Origin of the sequence: Polaribacter sp. Z014 (genome assembly GCF_023555435.1) — a bacterium.
In the GTDB taxonomy this organism is placed as follows: domain Bacteria; phylum Bacteroidota; class Bacteroidia; order Flavobacteriales; family Flavobacteriaceae; genus Polaribacter.
This window is the reverse complement of sequence record NZ_JALCZP010000011.1, coordinates 90363-104802: the sequence shown is the minus strand read 5'-3', so window position 1 is coordinate 104802 and position 14440 is coordinate 90363. Positions and strand designations below refer to the sequence as shown.

Annotated in this window: 11 protein-coding genes and 1 pseudogene; 4 read left to right on the top strand and 8 right to left on the bottom strand. The window is 30.4% G+C overall.

The features are described 5' to 3' along the window. Positions 1–64: 64 nt before the first annotated feature. From MPF19_RS13055 to MPF19_RS13030, 7 genes and pseudogenes are all read right to left on the bottom strand, one after another. A complete protein-coding gene (locus tag MPF19_RS13055) occupies positions 65–691 on the bottom strand; it encodes a hypothetical protein (protein ID WP_249988574.1) in 627 nt (208 codons plus the stop codon). Positions 692–930: 239 nt separating this feature from the next. Further along, entirely contained in the window at positions 931–1320 is a 390-nt protein-coding gene (locus tag MPF19_RS13050; protein ID WP_249988573.1) for a hypothetical protein, read from the bottom strand. 97 nt (positions 1321–1417) lie between these two features. Continuing rightward, positions 1418–1987 (bottom strand): outer membrane beta-barrel protein, encoded by a 570-nt coding sequence (locus MPF19_RS13045; RefSeq protein ID WP_249988572.1) that lies wholly within the window; start codon positions 1985–1987, stop codon positions 1418–1420. An 86-nt stretch (positions 1988–2073) separates the two neighbouring features. After that, positions 2074–3375: an OmpA family protein gene (locus MPF19_RS13040; RefSeq protein WP_249988571.1), complete on the bottom strand. Its 1302-nt coding sequence runs from the start codon at positions 3373–3375 to the stop codon at positions 2074–2076. A gap of 28 nt (positions 3376–3403) precedes the next feature. Next, positions 3404–3595 (bottom strand): annotated as a pseudogene (locus MPF19_RS19510) (T9SS type A sorting domain-containing protein); the annotation flags it as partial. A gap of 51 nt (positions 3596–3646) precedes the next feature. Continuing rightward, positions 3647–3973, bottom strand: coding sequence for a hypothetical protein (locus MPF19_RS13035; RefSeq protein ID WP_203391821.1), 327 nt, complete (start codon positions 3971–3973; stop codon positions 3647–3649). 302 nt (positions 3974–4275) lie between these two features. Continuing rightward, positions 4276–5832: a response regulator transcription factor gene (locus tag MPF19_RS13030; protein ID WP_249988570.1), complete on the bottom strand. Its 1557-nt coding sequence runs from the start codon at positions 5830–5832 to the stop codon at positions 4276–4278. 337 nt (positions 5833–6169) lie between these two features. Here MPF19_RS13030 and aspS point away from each other — a divergent pair, with 337 nt between their 5' ends. From aspS to MPF19_RS13015, 3 genes are all read left to right on the top strand, one after another. Then, positions 6170–7924 (top strand): aspartate--tRNA ligase, encoded by a 1755-nt coding sequence (gene aspS, locus MPF19_RS13025; RefSeq protein ID WP_203391819.1) that lies wholly within the window; start codon positions 6170–6172, stop codon positions 7922–7924. A 212-nt stretch (positions 7925–8136) separates the two neighbouring features. Then, positions 8137–9921, top strand: coding sequence for a chloride channel protein (locus MPF19_RS13020; protein ID WP_249988569.1), 1785 nt, complete (start codon positions 8137–8139; stop codon positions 9919–9921). A gap of 42 nt (positions 9922–9963) precedes the next feature. Next, positions 9964–10557: a hypothetical protein gene (locus MPF19_RS13015; RefSeq protein WP_249988568.1), complete on the top strand. Its 594-nt coding sequence runs from the start codon at positions 9964–9966 to the stop codon at positions 10555–10557. 11 nt (positions 10558–10568) lie between these two features. Here MPF19_RS13015 and MPF19_RS13010 read toward each other — a convergent pair whose 3' ends face one another. Then, a complete protein-coding gene (locus MPF19_RS13010) occupies positions 10569–11564 on the bottom strand; it encodes a LacI family DNA-binding transcriptional regulator (RefSeq protein ID WP_249988567.1) in 996 nt (331 codons plus the stop codon). A 164-nt stretch (positions 11565–11728) separates the two neighbouring features. Here MPF19_RS13010 and MPF19_RS13005 point away from each other — a divergent pair, with 164 nt between their 5' ends. Next, positions 11729–14410, top strand: coding sequence for a TonB-dependent receptor (locus MPF19_RS13005; RefSeq protein ID WP_249988566.1), 2682 nt, complete (start codon positions 11729–11731; stop codon positions 14408–14410). The last annotated feature ends 30 nt before the right edge of the window (positions 14411–14440 follow it).

Below are 14440 nucleotides of genomic sequence, written 5' to 3'. Positions count from 1 at the left end.
TTCATAAATATGTAAAATTTAAAATTAATAAAAAAATCTCAGGTTAATTAATTAACCTGAGATTTTAAAACTTACACACTTTATGAGACAGTGCCTTTTTAACACAGATCATTTCTAATTTTAATACAACACCTTTATACATTAATTGTTTAGCACCGTGTATATCCCAAACTTCGCAATTGTATCCAAGAAAATTTTCAGTACCAATTAATTTACCGCCCATACCTTCTAACATTGATTTACCCGTTTTATGAACATTACCATTGGCAAAAGTTTTGTTTAATTCCATTGCCATATCACGTCTCAAGAAAATTTGTTGTTTGTTAAAATCTACGTGATAACTTTCGCCATTATTTAGTTTATACATGGAATGTGTAGTAGCTATATCTGTGTTTTTTTTACCAAAAATATCCGTATTTGTTGTTCTTGTAGATTTTTCTTCTACAAGTTCTAAATTACCCCAATCTTTAAAGTATAAACTCTCAGATCCTCCACCAACAATTTCACTTCCCATAACACTACCGTTTATGGTTAATTTGTATTTAATAATACCCGATTGTACTTCGTATCTTTTTAATTTAGATTTTAGTTGTTCTGCATGTACAGATAAACTATCTCCAATTTTTTTTTCGTTTCCTTTGCAACTTACTGTTGCAATAAATAGTGCTAGTATGATATATAAATTTCTCATTTTCTTTAAGTTTTGTAATCATTCTTAATTGCCTTTTAATTTAATTCTTTTGTCGTTTATTGATTGTTAGAACAGCTATTTTATTATAATGGATTTGCTATAATATTTAATTCTGCTGTAACCTGCACTTTAAAATCTGTTACCTTTCCACTTCTGTAATCTCCAGTTACTCTAATTGTTAATTGTTTGTTGTTTTTAAGAAGATTTGCTATTTCATTTATTTTAGCGATATCTACAACTTAAAAAATAGTTTGATTGGTATAAGCTTGGTAAATGTTAAACTCTAGATTACTCAACAATTTAATACTGTCTGCATAAAAATCGACAAAAGCTATGTCTGAAGACGTATCATCTCCTGAAAACTCAACAATTTTAAATGTCATTTTTTTTATACTAACATCTTCAAATTGATGTAAATAATCGTGTGTATCAGTATTATCTAAACTTAATACTTTTGTTAAATCTATACTTTCTTGACTTACATTTTCATTAAAATGGACTGGAATTTTAGCCGTAATTTCTGTGCCAAATTCTACATCGGCTAACTCTTTTATTTGTTTACAAGATGTAAATGTAAAACTGGCTACAATTACTACTAATACCGCTAAAACTTTGATTGACTTTTTCATTATATTTTTTTAAAGTTTTTTTTCAGAACACTCTTTACTCCTTTTTACAGTGTTAAGAAAAAGGAGTAAAAAGTGTTTTTCTTAAAATAATTAGCTTTTAAAGCTGATACAATACTCCTACACTCACTTGCATATATCCACCATTGTTTACTGCATATTTAGCTTCTCCCATGCCAAATAAATTGTCTGATAATTGATAACGACCTCCAACACCTAAATTAAAACCAGTATCTGTACTACTTATAGATCCAGAAGACATATACTCTTGTTCACTAGGCATATAATCATCATAAGGCGTATATTTTTCATCATAAGAATAATCGAAACCAGGAATAGTAATACGCATAATATTTACCCCTGCGATACCATAAATTTCAAAGTTATCTTTTGCAGAAAAAACATAATGAGCATCTAAATCAAAGCCCATCCATTTAATTTCAAAATCTCCTTCTCCTTTCGGAAAAAAGTAGTTAATACCTAGCGATCCTTCCCATTTATCATTTATTTTATAAACTCCTTTTGCAAAAATTGCTACAGAATTTATTTCGGTTGCGTACGCAACACCACCTCCTAATAAGATTTTAGATTCTTGTGCTTTTAATTGATTTGTTGATAATGCAACTATTGATATAATTGCGATTGCGAATACTAATTTTAACTTTTTCATAATTATTTAATTTAAATTTATATTAATTGATTTATTTAAAAATTTTACTTGCTACTTTAAAAAACCTAAATGGTTTTAAAATCTACTCAAAACTTAACAAATTCAACTCTTCTATTATTTGCTTTTCCTTCCGGAGTACTATTATTATCTATTGGTTTAGATTCTCCAAAACCATTATATTTTAATCTGCTAGCAGCAATCCCCATAGAAACTAATTTATCCATCACAGATTTTCCTCTTGCTTTAGATAATGTCATATTTGCTTCAACTCCTCCATCACTATCTGTATGGCCTTCTACACTAAATTTTAGATCTGTATTTTTCTCCATCAACTGATAAATTTTATTAATTGGGCCCATACTTTCTGCTTTTAAAGTGGCTTTATTGGTGTCGAATTTTATCCCGTTTACAATAATTTTGCCTTCGGATAAAACTCGATCATAATATTTTACGCCTCCTTTGGCAATACGAATATTTTTCAAATACATTTTATTAGTCTCTCCTTTAATCGTAAACCCCCAAGGATTTCCTTCTAAGTGAGGAATATTTATAAGTCGGGTATCATCCATGTATGCTTTAAATTCTCCTTTGGTATAGGCTATAGAAATATGTCGCCATTTACCTATTGGTTCAACACACCAATTAAGATTCTCAGTGCCCGGGTATCTTTTATTGGTTTTGGCAAATTGCAACCCTGTAGGTGTAACCGTTAAATATTGATTTAATCCTTTATTCCATTGATTTTTTTGATCTTCAAAATGAATATAATATCTACAAGCTGTGCTATACTTTTTTTCAAACCAAACATCAAATTCTATTGTGAAAATTTCAGGCAGATAATCTTCATCTGATTTTTTTATGTAGGGAACAATACTACCACCTCCCTCGAGGAATATAATAACAGGTTCTCCATCTACTTCGCCAATTTCAGCACTTCCCTTATATAAATCCCAACGGCTTGGAAACTCACCATTTTCTTCTTTAGTACTTGGACTATCTTCAAAAATAACAGTGTCTCCTGGAACAAAATCGAACTTACTCCAAACAACATTTAGTTTTTTTGTAGCTGTTGAATTTTCTTGATCAGCATCTACATTAGTCTCATCATTTTTTTTGTTATTTGCTTTTTTAGCATCAACTTCCTTGTCATTTTTTTTCGTTTTCCCGTCAATAACATCTTCTGCCTGATCAAATTCTTTCTCGATTTTTTTGTTCATACGGCGTTCAGAACGTTTTTCTGCTTCTTGTTTAATTTTCTTTGAAGCTTTTTCTTTTAACTTTTTAAAAAATTGAGCATTAGAACCTTGTGGTATTGCTATTAGCATACATAATGTTAAAAGCAATTTAAAGAGTACTTTAGTACTTATTTTTCTTTTTGCTGTTTTCATTTTATATCGTTTTTACCTCCTAAGAGAATTATTGAATAATAATTTTTTTAACACTAGGGTTTCTAGTATTTGTATTTTTTAAAAAGCATAGCCCTTTTGAAATACTAAAAACAGATATCGCGTTATTTCCAACAGATAATTTTCCTTTTCTTAAAATTTCCCCGTTTAGATCTATCAGAACAAAATTTGCTTCTGCTTCTATAGATAGGCGTATGTATTCTGATGTTGGATTTACTTTATCTTTTTATAAAATAAATTAGACCTTTTAAGACTATTCACAGGGTGCTGCTATTTCTTCTTCTAATTCTTTTATTAGTTCATTAATACTCTGTTCTTCTGAAGCAGGAATGCAATCTTTAAGTTTATTCAAAAAATCAATCACATTTTGTGCTTCCTTTTTTACATTGTTACAGTTTGCAGTAGAAGGAGTTTGATATTGCACCATAGTGGCATCGCTATATTTTTTTAAAGTGGTTTGAAACTCGGCAGTATATTCATCGCAAATACCACTTGTAGGATCATCATTGCTACTAGAACAAGAAACATTAAATAACAAAACTGTTAATAATAATACGAGTACTCTTTTAAAATTTTTCATAATAATTTGTTTTTAATTATACTACAAATTTAGGCGTAGAATTAAAAAAACAGACCATTAGAATAGGTGATTTCTATCACCCTAAAGGGTGATTTAAGAAAGGAAAAACCCTATTAAACCTAACAATAGAAGGGTTTTTACAATTACACTACTAAAAAAGGTGAATAAAAATTTTGATAATGAAGTTAAATCTAAAAGGCTACTTTTTAGCCTCTAAAAAGTGTGCATCTTGAGCTAAAAAGTTAATTGGTAAGATCATTTTTCTCGAAAACTAGCATCAGATTTCAAAAAAACAGGTACGTTTAAGAAGAAATTTTTTGAACTGCTTGAACTCTATTTTTTACATCGAGTTTTGTGTAAATATGAGAGATATGTGTTTTAATGGTATTGTTAGAAACAAACATTTTTTCTGCAATTTGGGCATTGCTCAATCCATTAGATATATGTTTAAGAACTTCTATTTCTCTTTTAGATAGTTCAAATTCTTTTAACTCTTTATTAGAAAAAGAAGGATCTTTTGAATTACTAGTTTTTAATTTTTTAATTTGAAGTAAATAATTTTTTATTTCATTATTTTTTTGATCTAATTCTAATAATTTATTTCTTCTCAATAATATTAAAATAAGAATAGTAGTAATACCAATTGCAACACTCGCTATAAAAAGCCAAAAATTAGAATTTGCTTTTTGATCACTTTTATTTTTTTCTTTTGCCAATAATTGAATTCTAGTATCTTTTTTAGACGACTCATAACTAATTTGTGTGCTAATAAAACTTTTCTGAGAAGCTTCATTAAGAATACTGTCTCTAAAAGCCAATACTTGCTTTTGAGCACTTAAGGCTTTTTTATATTGATTGGTTTTAGAGTAATAATCCGTTAAAGTTTCATAACCTAACAAAATATTTTCTTTAGAATTTATTTGCTTTGCTTTATCTAACCCAGCATTAATACACTTTTTCGACTCCTCAAACTTTTTTAAATGCAGATTATTAATACCAATATTTAGGTAGCTCTTACTTAAATAGCGGGTATTTTTAAATTTTTCTAATTGCGGAATTGATTTTATATAGTATTCGTTAGATTTTTTATAATCTTCTTTTCTTTGATATAATTTTCCGAATAAGGTGTATTTAATAGCAACACCTTCTTTTCTTGGGTACTTTATGGCTAATTTTAACGCTTTATCAATATAAAAATAGGCAGAATCAAACAGCTTTTTTTCTATAAATATTTCACCCAAATTAGCATAACCATATTCTTGCCCTTTGTTATTGTTTCTTTCTTTTTCGAGTAAAATTCCTTTTCTTAAATAATAAAGTGCTTTATCATATTGGTGGGTATCAATAAAAACATTCCCTATTCCGTTTAATGCAATAGATTTACTACGGTTATCCCTAAATTTTTCGGAGAGTTTTAATGCTTCAAAATAATAATTAAAAGCTTCTTTTTCTAAATTTACTTTTCTATAAGTAACTCCTAAATTATTTAAACAGATAAGTATTAACAAAGTATCTGTAGTTTGTGTTAAATAAGATAAAGCTCTTTTATGATTGGTTATAGAACTGCTATAATCTTGCTCGTACCTTGCAGTAATACCTTTTCGGTCATAACAAGTACCTATACCTTTAATATAAAAAATATGCTTAGAAATAGTTAAAGCATCTTCTAAAACACTTTTATTAATTTCTTTTTGTCTGATAGATTGTTTGTATAAGGTTATTAAATCATCTACCTTATTTATAGAATTCGGAGTATTTTTTAGAACTTGATAGGCACTATCTATTTGTATGTTCTTTTTTTGAGAAAATATTGAAATTGGTAAAATTAAAATACACAAAAGTAGACATAAGTACCTCATAATTAGATTATATCTTTCAAAGATAGTTCTAAACCCTTAAAATAATTAATTACAACAGCCTTTTTTAGTCAAATTTATAATGATTATTTATAACTAATTTTAGTGAATTAAACGGGTTCTGCGTTACCGATTGTAGTACTTCGACGACGCTCAGTATAAACTAATGTTTGAGCTCTTTTGAGGCACGAAAAAAGCGAGTGCGGAAAGCGGGGCATTTCTCTTTAGAAATGAACGCCCAAAAACCTCATATTAAATAGAAAATGATTAATTTTGCAGCTTGAATAAATGAGACTTCTGTCTTCGAAGGAATGGCAGATAAGAATATAAAAATAAAGAAATGTATAGAAGTCATTCTTGTGGCGAGTTAAGAGCATCGCATATAAATACAGAAGTAACCTTAGCGGGTTGGGTACAAAAAAGCCGTGATAAAGGTTTTATGGTTTGGGTAGATTTACGTGATAGGTACGGAATTACACAACTTATTTTTGATGAAGAGCGTACGCCAAAAGAAATGATGGAGAAAGCAAAATCTCTAGGTAGAGAGTTTGTTATTCAGGTTACAGGTACTGTAATTGAGCGTGAAGCAAAGAATTCTAAAATGAAAACAGGAGACGTAGAACTGTTGGTTTCTAAGTTAGAAATCTTAAATGCATCTGTTACTCCGCCTTTTACAATTGAAGATGAAACTGATGGTGGTGAAGATATTAGAATGAAATATCGTTATTTAGACATTAGAAGAAACCCGGTAAAAGACAGTTTAATTTTCCGTCATAAAGTGGCAATGGAAGTTAGAAAATACATGTCTGACCAAGATTTTATAGAAGTAGAAACTCCTTATTTAATAAAATCTACGCCAGAAGGTGCAAGAGATTTTGTGGTACCTTCTCGTATGAATGAAGGTCAGTTTTATGCGTTACCTCAATCTCCACAAACCTTTAAACAATTGTTGATGGTTGGTGGAATGGATAAATATTTTCAGATTGTAAAATGTTTTAGAGACGAAGATTTACGTGCAGACAGACAGCCAGAATTTACACAAATTGACTGTGAAATGGCATTTGTGGAGCAAGAAGATATTTTAAATGTTTTTGAAGGATTAACGCGTCACTTACTAAAAGAAGTAAATAATGTTGAAGTGGAGAAATTCCCGAGAATGTTATATGACGATGCCATGCGTTTGTATGGAAACGACAAACCAGATATCCGTTTTGGAATGGAGTTTGGCGAGTTAAATGCCGTTACGCAACATAAAGATTTTGGTGTTTTTAATAGCGCAGAATTAGTGGTTGGTATTGCTGTACCTGGCGGAAACGCATACACAAGAAAAGAAATAGACAATATTATTAAATGGGTTAAGCGTCCGCAAGTTGGTGCTTTAGGAATGATTTACGCACGTGTAAACGAAGACGGAACATTCAAATCTTCTGTAGATAAATTCTACAATCAAGAAGATTTAGCTAAATGGGCAGAAATTACAGGCGCAAAACCTGGAGATTTAGTGTGTGTATTATCTGGTGACACCAATAAAGTTAGAGCACAATTATCTGCTTTACGTATGGAATTGGCAACACGTTTAGGCTTGAGAGATCCTAAAGTATTTGCTCCGCTTTGGGTAATAGATTTCCCATTACTAGAATTAGATGAAGAAACAGGGCATTATCATGCAATGCACCATCCATTTACCTCACCAAAACCTGGTCAAATGGAATTATTAGATACAGATCCTGGAGCCGTAAAAGCAAATGCGTACGATTTGGTTTTAAACGGAAACGAAATTGGTGGTGGATCTATTAGAATTCACGACAAGCAAATGCAAGCAACCATGTTAAAGCATTTAGGTTTTTCTGAAGAAGATGCAAAAGCACAGTTTGGTTTCTTAATGGATGCTTTTGAGTATGGCGCACCACCTCACGGTGGATTGGCTTTTGGATTAGACAGATTAGTTGCTATTTTAGGCGGACAAGAAACTATTCGTGATTTTATTGCATTCCCAAAAAACAATTCTGGCCGCGACGTAATGATCGATGCACCTGCATTTATTGATGACGATCAATTGAAAGAACTAAGCTTAAAATTAGATATTAAAATATAAAGATTTAAATCCCGCTGCTAAAGCGGGATTTTTTATGAACTTTAAAAAAATCAGAAACTATAAAAGAAAATGTATTTTAACAAACTCCTGTTTTTATGTGAGTTTGTATTATTTTTGCCCCCGAATTAATTTCTTAATGTACATAAGACTTATTAAAAGGCAATTAACATCAAGAAAAAATAAATTTATAACAACAATTACTTATACATACAGTGCCTACAACTAAAGATATTTACAGAAAAATCCTAAAGTGGAAATATAGAAATATTTCTAACAAACAATTTACAAACATTGCAAGTGCCATTATTGGGTTATTGGCTGGTTTAGGTGCCGTTACTCTAAAAAATGCAACCCACTTAATTCAACATTTATTAGAAGGCGAATTTATTAAAGAAATTCATAGTGCATTTTATTTTATTTTTCCAATTATTGGATTATTAATCGTACTATTTTTAGTGAAGTTCGTCATAAAAAAAAGAGTTGGACACGGAATACCATCTACATTATATGCTATTTCTAAGCAAAAAGGAATTATGCCAAAACATCAAATGTGGGCATCTATTCTTACAGCTCCTATAACCGTTGGTTTTGGAGGTTCTGTTGGGCTAGAGGGACCAACAGTTGCTACAGGTGCTGCATTAGGTTCTAATTTTGCACAACTTTTTAGATTAAACCAAACAACCAAAACATTATTAATAGGTGCAGCGGCAGCAGGTGCTATGTCTTCTATATTTAAAGCACCAATTGCAGCGATTGTTTTTGCTGTAGAAATTTTTAGTTTAGAGTTAACTTTAGCATCCATGATTCCGTTATTATTGGCATCTATTACGGCTATTCTAACTTCCTATTTCTTTTTAGGAGATGATGTACTATTACACTTTAATATACAAGACAAATTTGAACTTAATGATGTCCTTTTTTATATTTCGCTAGGTGTTTTTACGGCTTTAATTTCAGTCTATTTTAGTAAAGTCTATTTTGCCATTGCTAAATTATTTAGAAAAATAGAAAAACCTTATCAAAAATTATTAGTAGGAGGAATCTCTTTAGGAGTGTTGGTTTTTTTAATTCCACCATTATTTGGAGAAGGGTACGAAACAATCAATAATGTATTAAAAGGAAATATATTAGAAGTGGTACAAAATAATATTTTTAATTCCATTTCAGATAATATTTACTTAGTTATTTTATTTTTATTAGGTTTAATTATCTTTAAAATAGTAGCAACTTCTTTAACTTTTGGAGCCGGAGGAATTGGAGGTATTTTTGCTCCAACATTATTTACGGGTAGTTTAGCAGGCTATGTTTTTGCACTGTTTATAAACTACACCAACGTATTTGGTCATAAATTATCTTTAATAAATTTTGCTATGGTTGGTATGGCAGGTTTAATGGCAGGAGTTTTATTAGCTCCCTTAACCGCTATCTTTTTAATTGCAGAAATTACAGGAGGCTATGAGCTGTTTATTCCTTTAATGATTGTAAGTTCAATTTCATTTATCATAACCAAACGCTACATCCCTCATAATATTTATGCTGCCCAATTAGCTAAAAAAGGAGAATTGATAACACATAATAAAGACAAAAATGTACTTATGTTTTTAGATACTGATTCGCTTATTGAAAAAGATTTTATATCTACAAAACCTAAAAAAACACTAGGAGAATTGCTAAAAGAAAATGTCGCAAAATCTAGTAGAAACATATATCCTGTATTAGATGATGAACAACATTTTATGGGTATTGTTTTATTAGATGATATTAGACCTGTAATGTTTAACCAAACAATGTACGATAAAATTAGAGTTTCTGATGTTATGACGAGTGCGCCAGAAGTAATTTTAAGTGCAGATACTACAGAAAAAGTAATGCAAAAATTTAAAGAAAGTGGTGCTTGGAACCTGCCCGTTGTTAAAGGTGGAATATATGTAGGTTTTATCTCTAAATCTAAATTATTAACGGCATATAGAAATAAATTAATAGAAGTAACTGCATAAAACTATTGAAAAAAAATGAGGACAAATAGTTTTACAACAAATATGAGGACAAAATCTAACAAAGAGTTAGAGACCATTCTAAAAGAGAAAAATAATTACACGGAAGAAGCCATACAGGCTGTAACCTGGGAATTAGAAGACAGAAATATCATAGAAAAAACAGTTGATATTTCTAAAGAAATAACCGTAGAAGATCAAATTACGGATACTTCTATTGCTAAAAAAACTCTAGAAAATAACGAAAGTCCTTTTAAAGAATTAGAAGTACCTTTTTTATATTCTAAAAAAGCAATACTAGGTTTTACCATCTTCTTTTCTACCATATTTGGTGCCGTGTTATTAATGCAAAATTTAAAAGAAATGAACAAGCCAAAAGCAAGAATTGAGGTTCTTGTTTTTGGAATATTATACATTCTTTTTTCAGCTGTACTTTCAACCTACCTGCCTCAAATGATGTTTATCCCATTATTATTTAACATAATTGGATATGCAGTACTAACAGAATATTATTGGAACAAAAATTTAGGTAAAGATTTCGCATACCAAAAGAAACCTATTTGGCAACCATTAGCAACTTCAATACTAATTGTACTTCTACTAGTTATATTACTTTATTTTACCACAACTTTTGGATAAAGAACTTAGTTTTAAATAGGCAAAAAAGTAGAGGCTCTAATTATTAAATTCGTTTTAATTTCAATTGTTTTACTATTTGCATAGCTATTATGTTCTTGAATTTCTCTAATTAAATAATCTACCGCCAACTCACCTATTCTTTTACCAGGTTGATCTGTAGTTGTTAAATTTGGTTCTACTATTGTAGATATTAAAGAATTACTAAAACCTACCACAGCAATTTCTTCTGGGATTGTAATATTAAATTTTTTTAAAGTTTGTATTACGCCCACAGCTGCTGCATCTGTTATAGAAAATATAGCATCTGGTCTTTCCTTTAAACTAATTAACTGACTCGCTAACATTTTTCCTTTATTTAAAGAAATATCATCTGTACTTAAAATAAGTTTTTCATCAATAGGAATGTTATGCGTTTTTAAGGCTCTCAAATATCCTTGAAACCTTTTTTCTGAATTATAAGAATGCTCAAACTCTTTTATAATAGCAATTCTTTTTTTACCAATATTTATTAAATGTTCAACCGCATTAAAAGCAGCTTCTTCTCCATTAATTATAATTTGAGTACAAGGAACTTTATTAGAAACTTTATCAAACAACACCAATGGTTTTTGATTTAATGCATATAAAATAGGATCTACATCTTTCGTATTTTTAGATAAAGACATTAAAATACCATCTACACCAAACTGCAACATGGTTAATAACATTTCTTTTTCCCGAGCAATGTCGTTATTAGATTCAGAGATAATAACCCGATAGCCTTTCATTTCAGATTGCAATAAAATTTCTTTTAAAATTGTTGATGTAAAGTAAGAAGTAATATTTGGTACAATAACTCCAATAATATTTGTTTTATGCAGTCTAAATCCCTTTGCAAAAATATTAGGCATATAATTTAGTTTTTTTGCCAAATCTTGCACACTCTTAGTTGTTGCCGGACTAATATCTGGATGGTCGTTTAAGGCTCTAGAAATAGTAGAAGTGGATAAACTCAGAATTTGAGCCATTTTTTTAAGTGTTACAACCTCTTTTTTCAAAATACATCGTTTTCGTAAAAATACTAAAAACAAACGTTCCCGCAAACGTTTGCGTAACATTTCCATAAAAAAAAGCATTTAAAACGTTGTAATTGTTAATAAATTTGGCTTATAATTAACTAATTCTTAAAAACATGAAATATTCATTACTTACATTATTATGTGTCTTTAGTTTTTCTGTAGTAGCAGCTCAGACAAATATAAAGGGAACAATTAAAGATAATACAGGCGAAGGAATTCCGGGTGCAAGTATTATTATTAAAGGAACTACATCCGGAGGAACATCTGATTTTGATGGAAATTTTAATTTTACATCTTCTGCAAATGGAGCTCAATCAATTCAAGTATCCTATATTGGATTTACAACTTTCGAAAAGAAAGTGAATCTAAATGGAACTACAATAAAAGTTGATGTTGTTTTACAAGAAGGAGGCGCAGAACTAGATGAAATAGTACTTACTGCCTCTGCAACTTTTAGATCTCAAAAAGAGACACCAATGTCTATTAGTTCTATTAAGCAAAAAGAAATTACAAAACTTTCTGCCAATAGTCAGGCAGATATCCTTAGAAGTGTACCCGGTATTACTGCAGAAGGTGGTGGTGGTGAAACAGCGACCAACGTTTTTGTTAGAGGTTTACCTTCAGGAGGACAATATGTATTTAATCCACTACAATATGATGGAATGCCATTAATGAGTACGTTTGGTTTAAACTCGTCTGCACATGATGTTTACGCAAGACCAGATATTGGTTTTAAAGGTGTAGAATTTGTAAGAGGTGGTGCAGCTGTTTTATACGGTGCTGGTTCTGTAGCCGGAATTATTAACTATACAAGTAAAACCGGAGATTCAAATCCTGGTAATATCGTAAATGTAGAATGGGCAGATAAAGGTCGTTTAAAAACAGATTTTTATTCTGGAGGAAGATTAGGAGGAGAAGATTCTAATACTTTTTATGCTTTTACGGGGTTTGTTAGAAAAGATGACGGACCAATAGAAACAGGTATGCCAACAAAAGGTGTACAGTTTAGAGCCAACATTAAAAAGAAATTTGATAAAGGATCTTTTACATTACATGGTCAGTTTATTAATGACAGAGCTCAATTCTTTTTGCCACTTCCATTAGATGGTGATAGAAATAGAATTGACGGAAATGATGGACAACCAGTTTCTCAGTTATTATCTAGCGAATTAGCACATACCTCATTTTTAACTGCAGGTGGCGCTTATGAAAGCCCTATAGAAGATGGTGTTTACACCGCTGGTGGATATTTAATGGGAGATTTTGATTATAAGTTTTCTGATGATTTAAAATTTAAATCAAAAATAAAATACGCTAATTATAAACATAATTTTGCTTTATATGTTGGTGGTAACGGAGACAACGGAAACCCAATTAAATTAAGTGATTATGTTGCAGATGTTGCTCCAGGAAACCAAGGATATACAGCACAATATCAAGGAAGTGCAGCTGGTTCATCCGTAAGCAATTCAGATTTAGTGGTAGATAATTTACATGTAGATAGATTACGCCCAATGACAGACTATTCTGGAGAAGCGTCTTTTACTAAAACCTTAGAAACAACTAAAGGAACTCATAATATTACAGCAGGTGTTTATTTAGCACTTACCGAAGCAGAAGATGTTAACTATCAATACAGAGTTTTATCAGAATTTAACAACGATCCACGTTTAGTAAACTTAAGTTATGTAGATGCTAGCGGTAATGATGTTACTTTCTCTGAAGGAGGATTGTATAATAGAATTGGTATGACATCTAACAAGTTTTTAACGCAAAACAAAACAGCGTTCTATTTAACAGATGAAATTGTATATGATAAATGGCGTTTTGATGCTGGTATTAGAATAGAAAATACAAATGGTACTTTTAGTAACGGAAACATAGTAAGCACTAAAGTATACGATGATGCTACTTTAACTGCAGAATTAGCAAACGTTAATTATGCCGATGGAAGTTTTACAAGAGGAAATATTGATGCTACTGACTGGGCTTTATCTTTAGCTGCATTGCATAATTTAACAGATGAAGTTAATTTATATGCTAACTTTTCAAAAGGTTTTTTCTTTCCACAAATTAGAAGTTTTGCTCCAGTAGCAGGTATAAAAAACACAAATTACGATTCAGAAAAAATTATTCAATTTGAAGCTGGTGTAAAATTAGGTAAAGAAAGATTATCTGGGTCTTTGGCTGCATACTATGTAAGTTTAAGCGATAGAATTAAAATAACGCAAGCATTTAATACTGCTGGTGCTTTAATTGATAAAACGAGATCTGAACAAGCAACAAAAACTTTAGGTTTAGAAGCAAACTGGTCTTATAAACTAGCAGATCATTTAGATTTTAGAGGTACTGCTACTTACCAAGAACATGAAATTACAAAAAACATTGATGAAGATTTAGAAAATGGTGGATCTACAGAAATTAATGTTGGTAATAAATTAGCAAGACAACCTAATTTCTTAGCAAGTTTAGGTTTAAACTATGACAATAATAGTTTTGATGCGCTGCTTTCTTTAAATCATACAGGAAAAAAGTTTGCTGCAGATAACAACAACGTAGAGTTAGAAGCAATAAACATTGTTAGATTAGGTGCAGGTTACACCTTTGGTTTAAATAAATCGGAAGACAGCCAAGAAAACTTAAGAATAGGTGTCTCTTTCTTTAACTTATTTGATAGTTCTGGTATTACAGAAGGAGATCCAAGAAATGTAAACCAATCTGGTGATGCCGAATTTTTTAACGGAAGACCAATTCTACCAAGAAGAATGTTTGTAACAGCAACCCTTAATTTTTAATCCCCCAACCTTTTATAAATAAGTTTCATT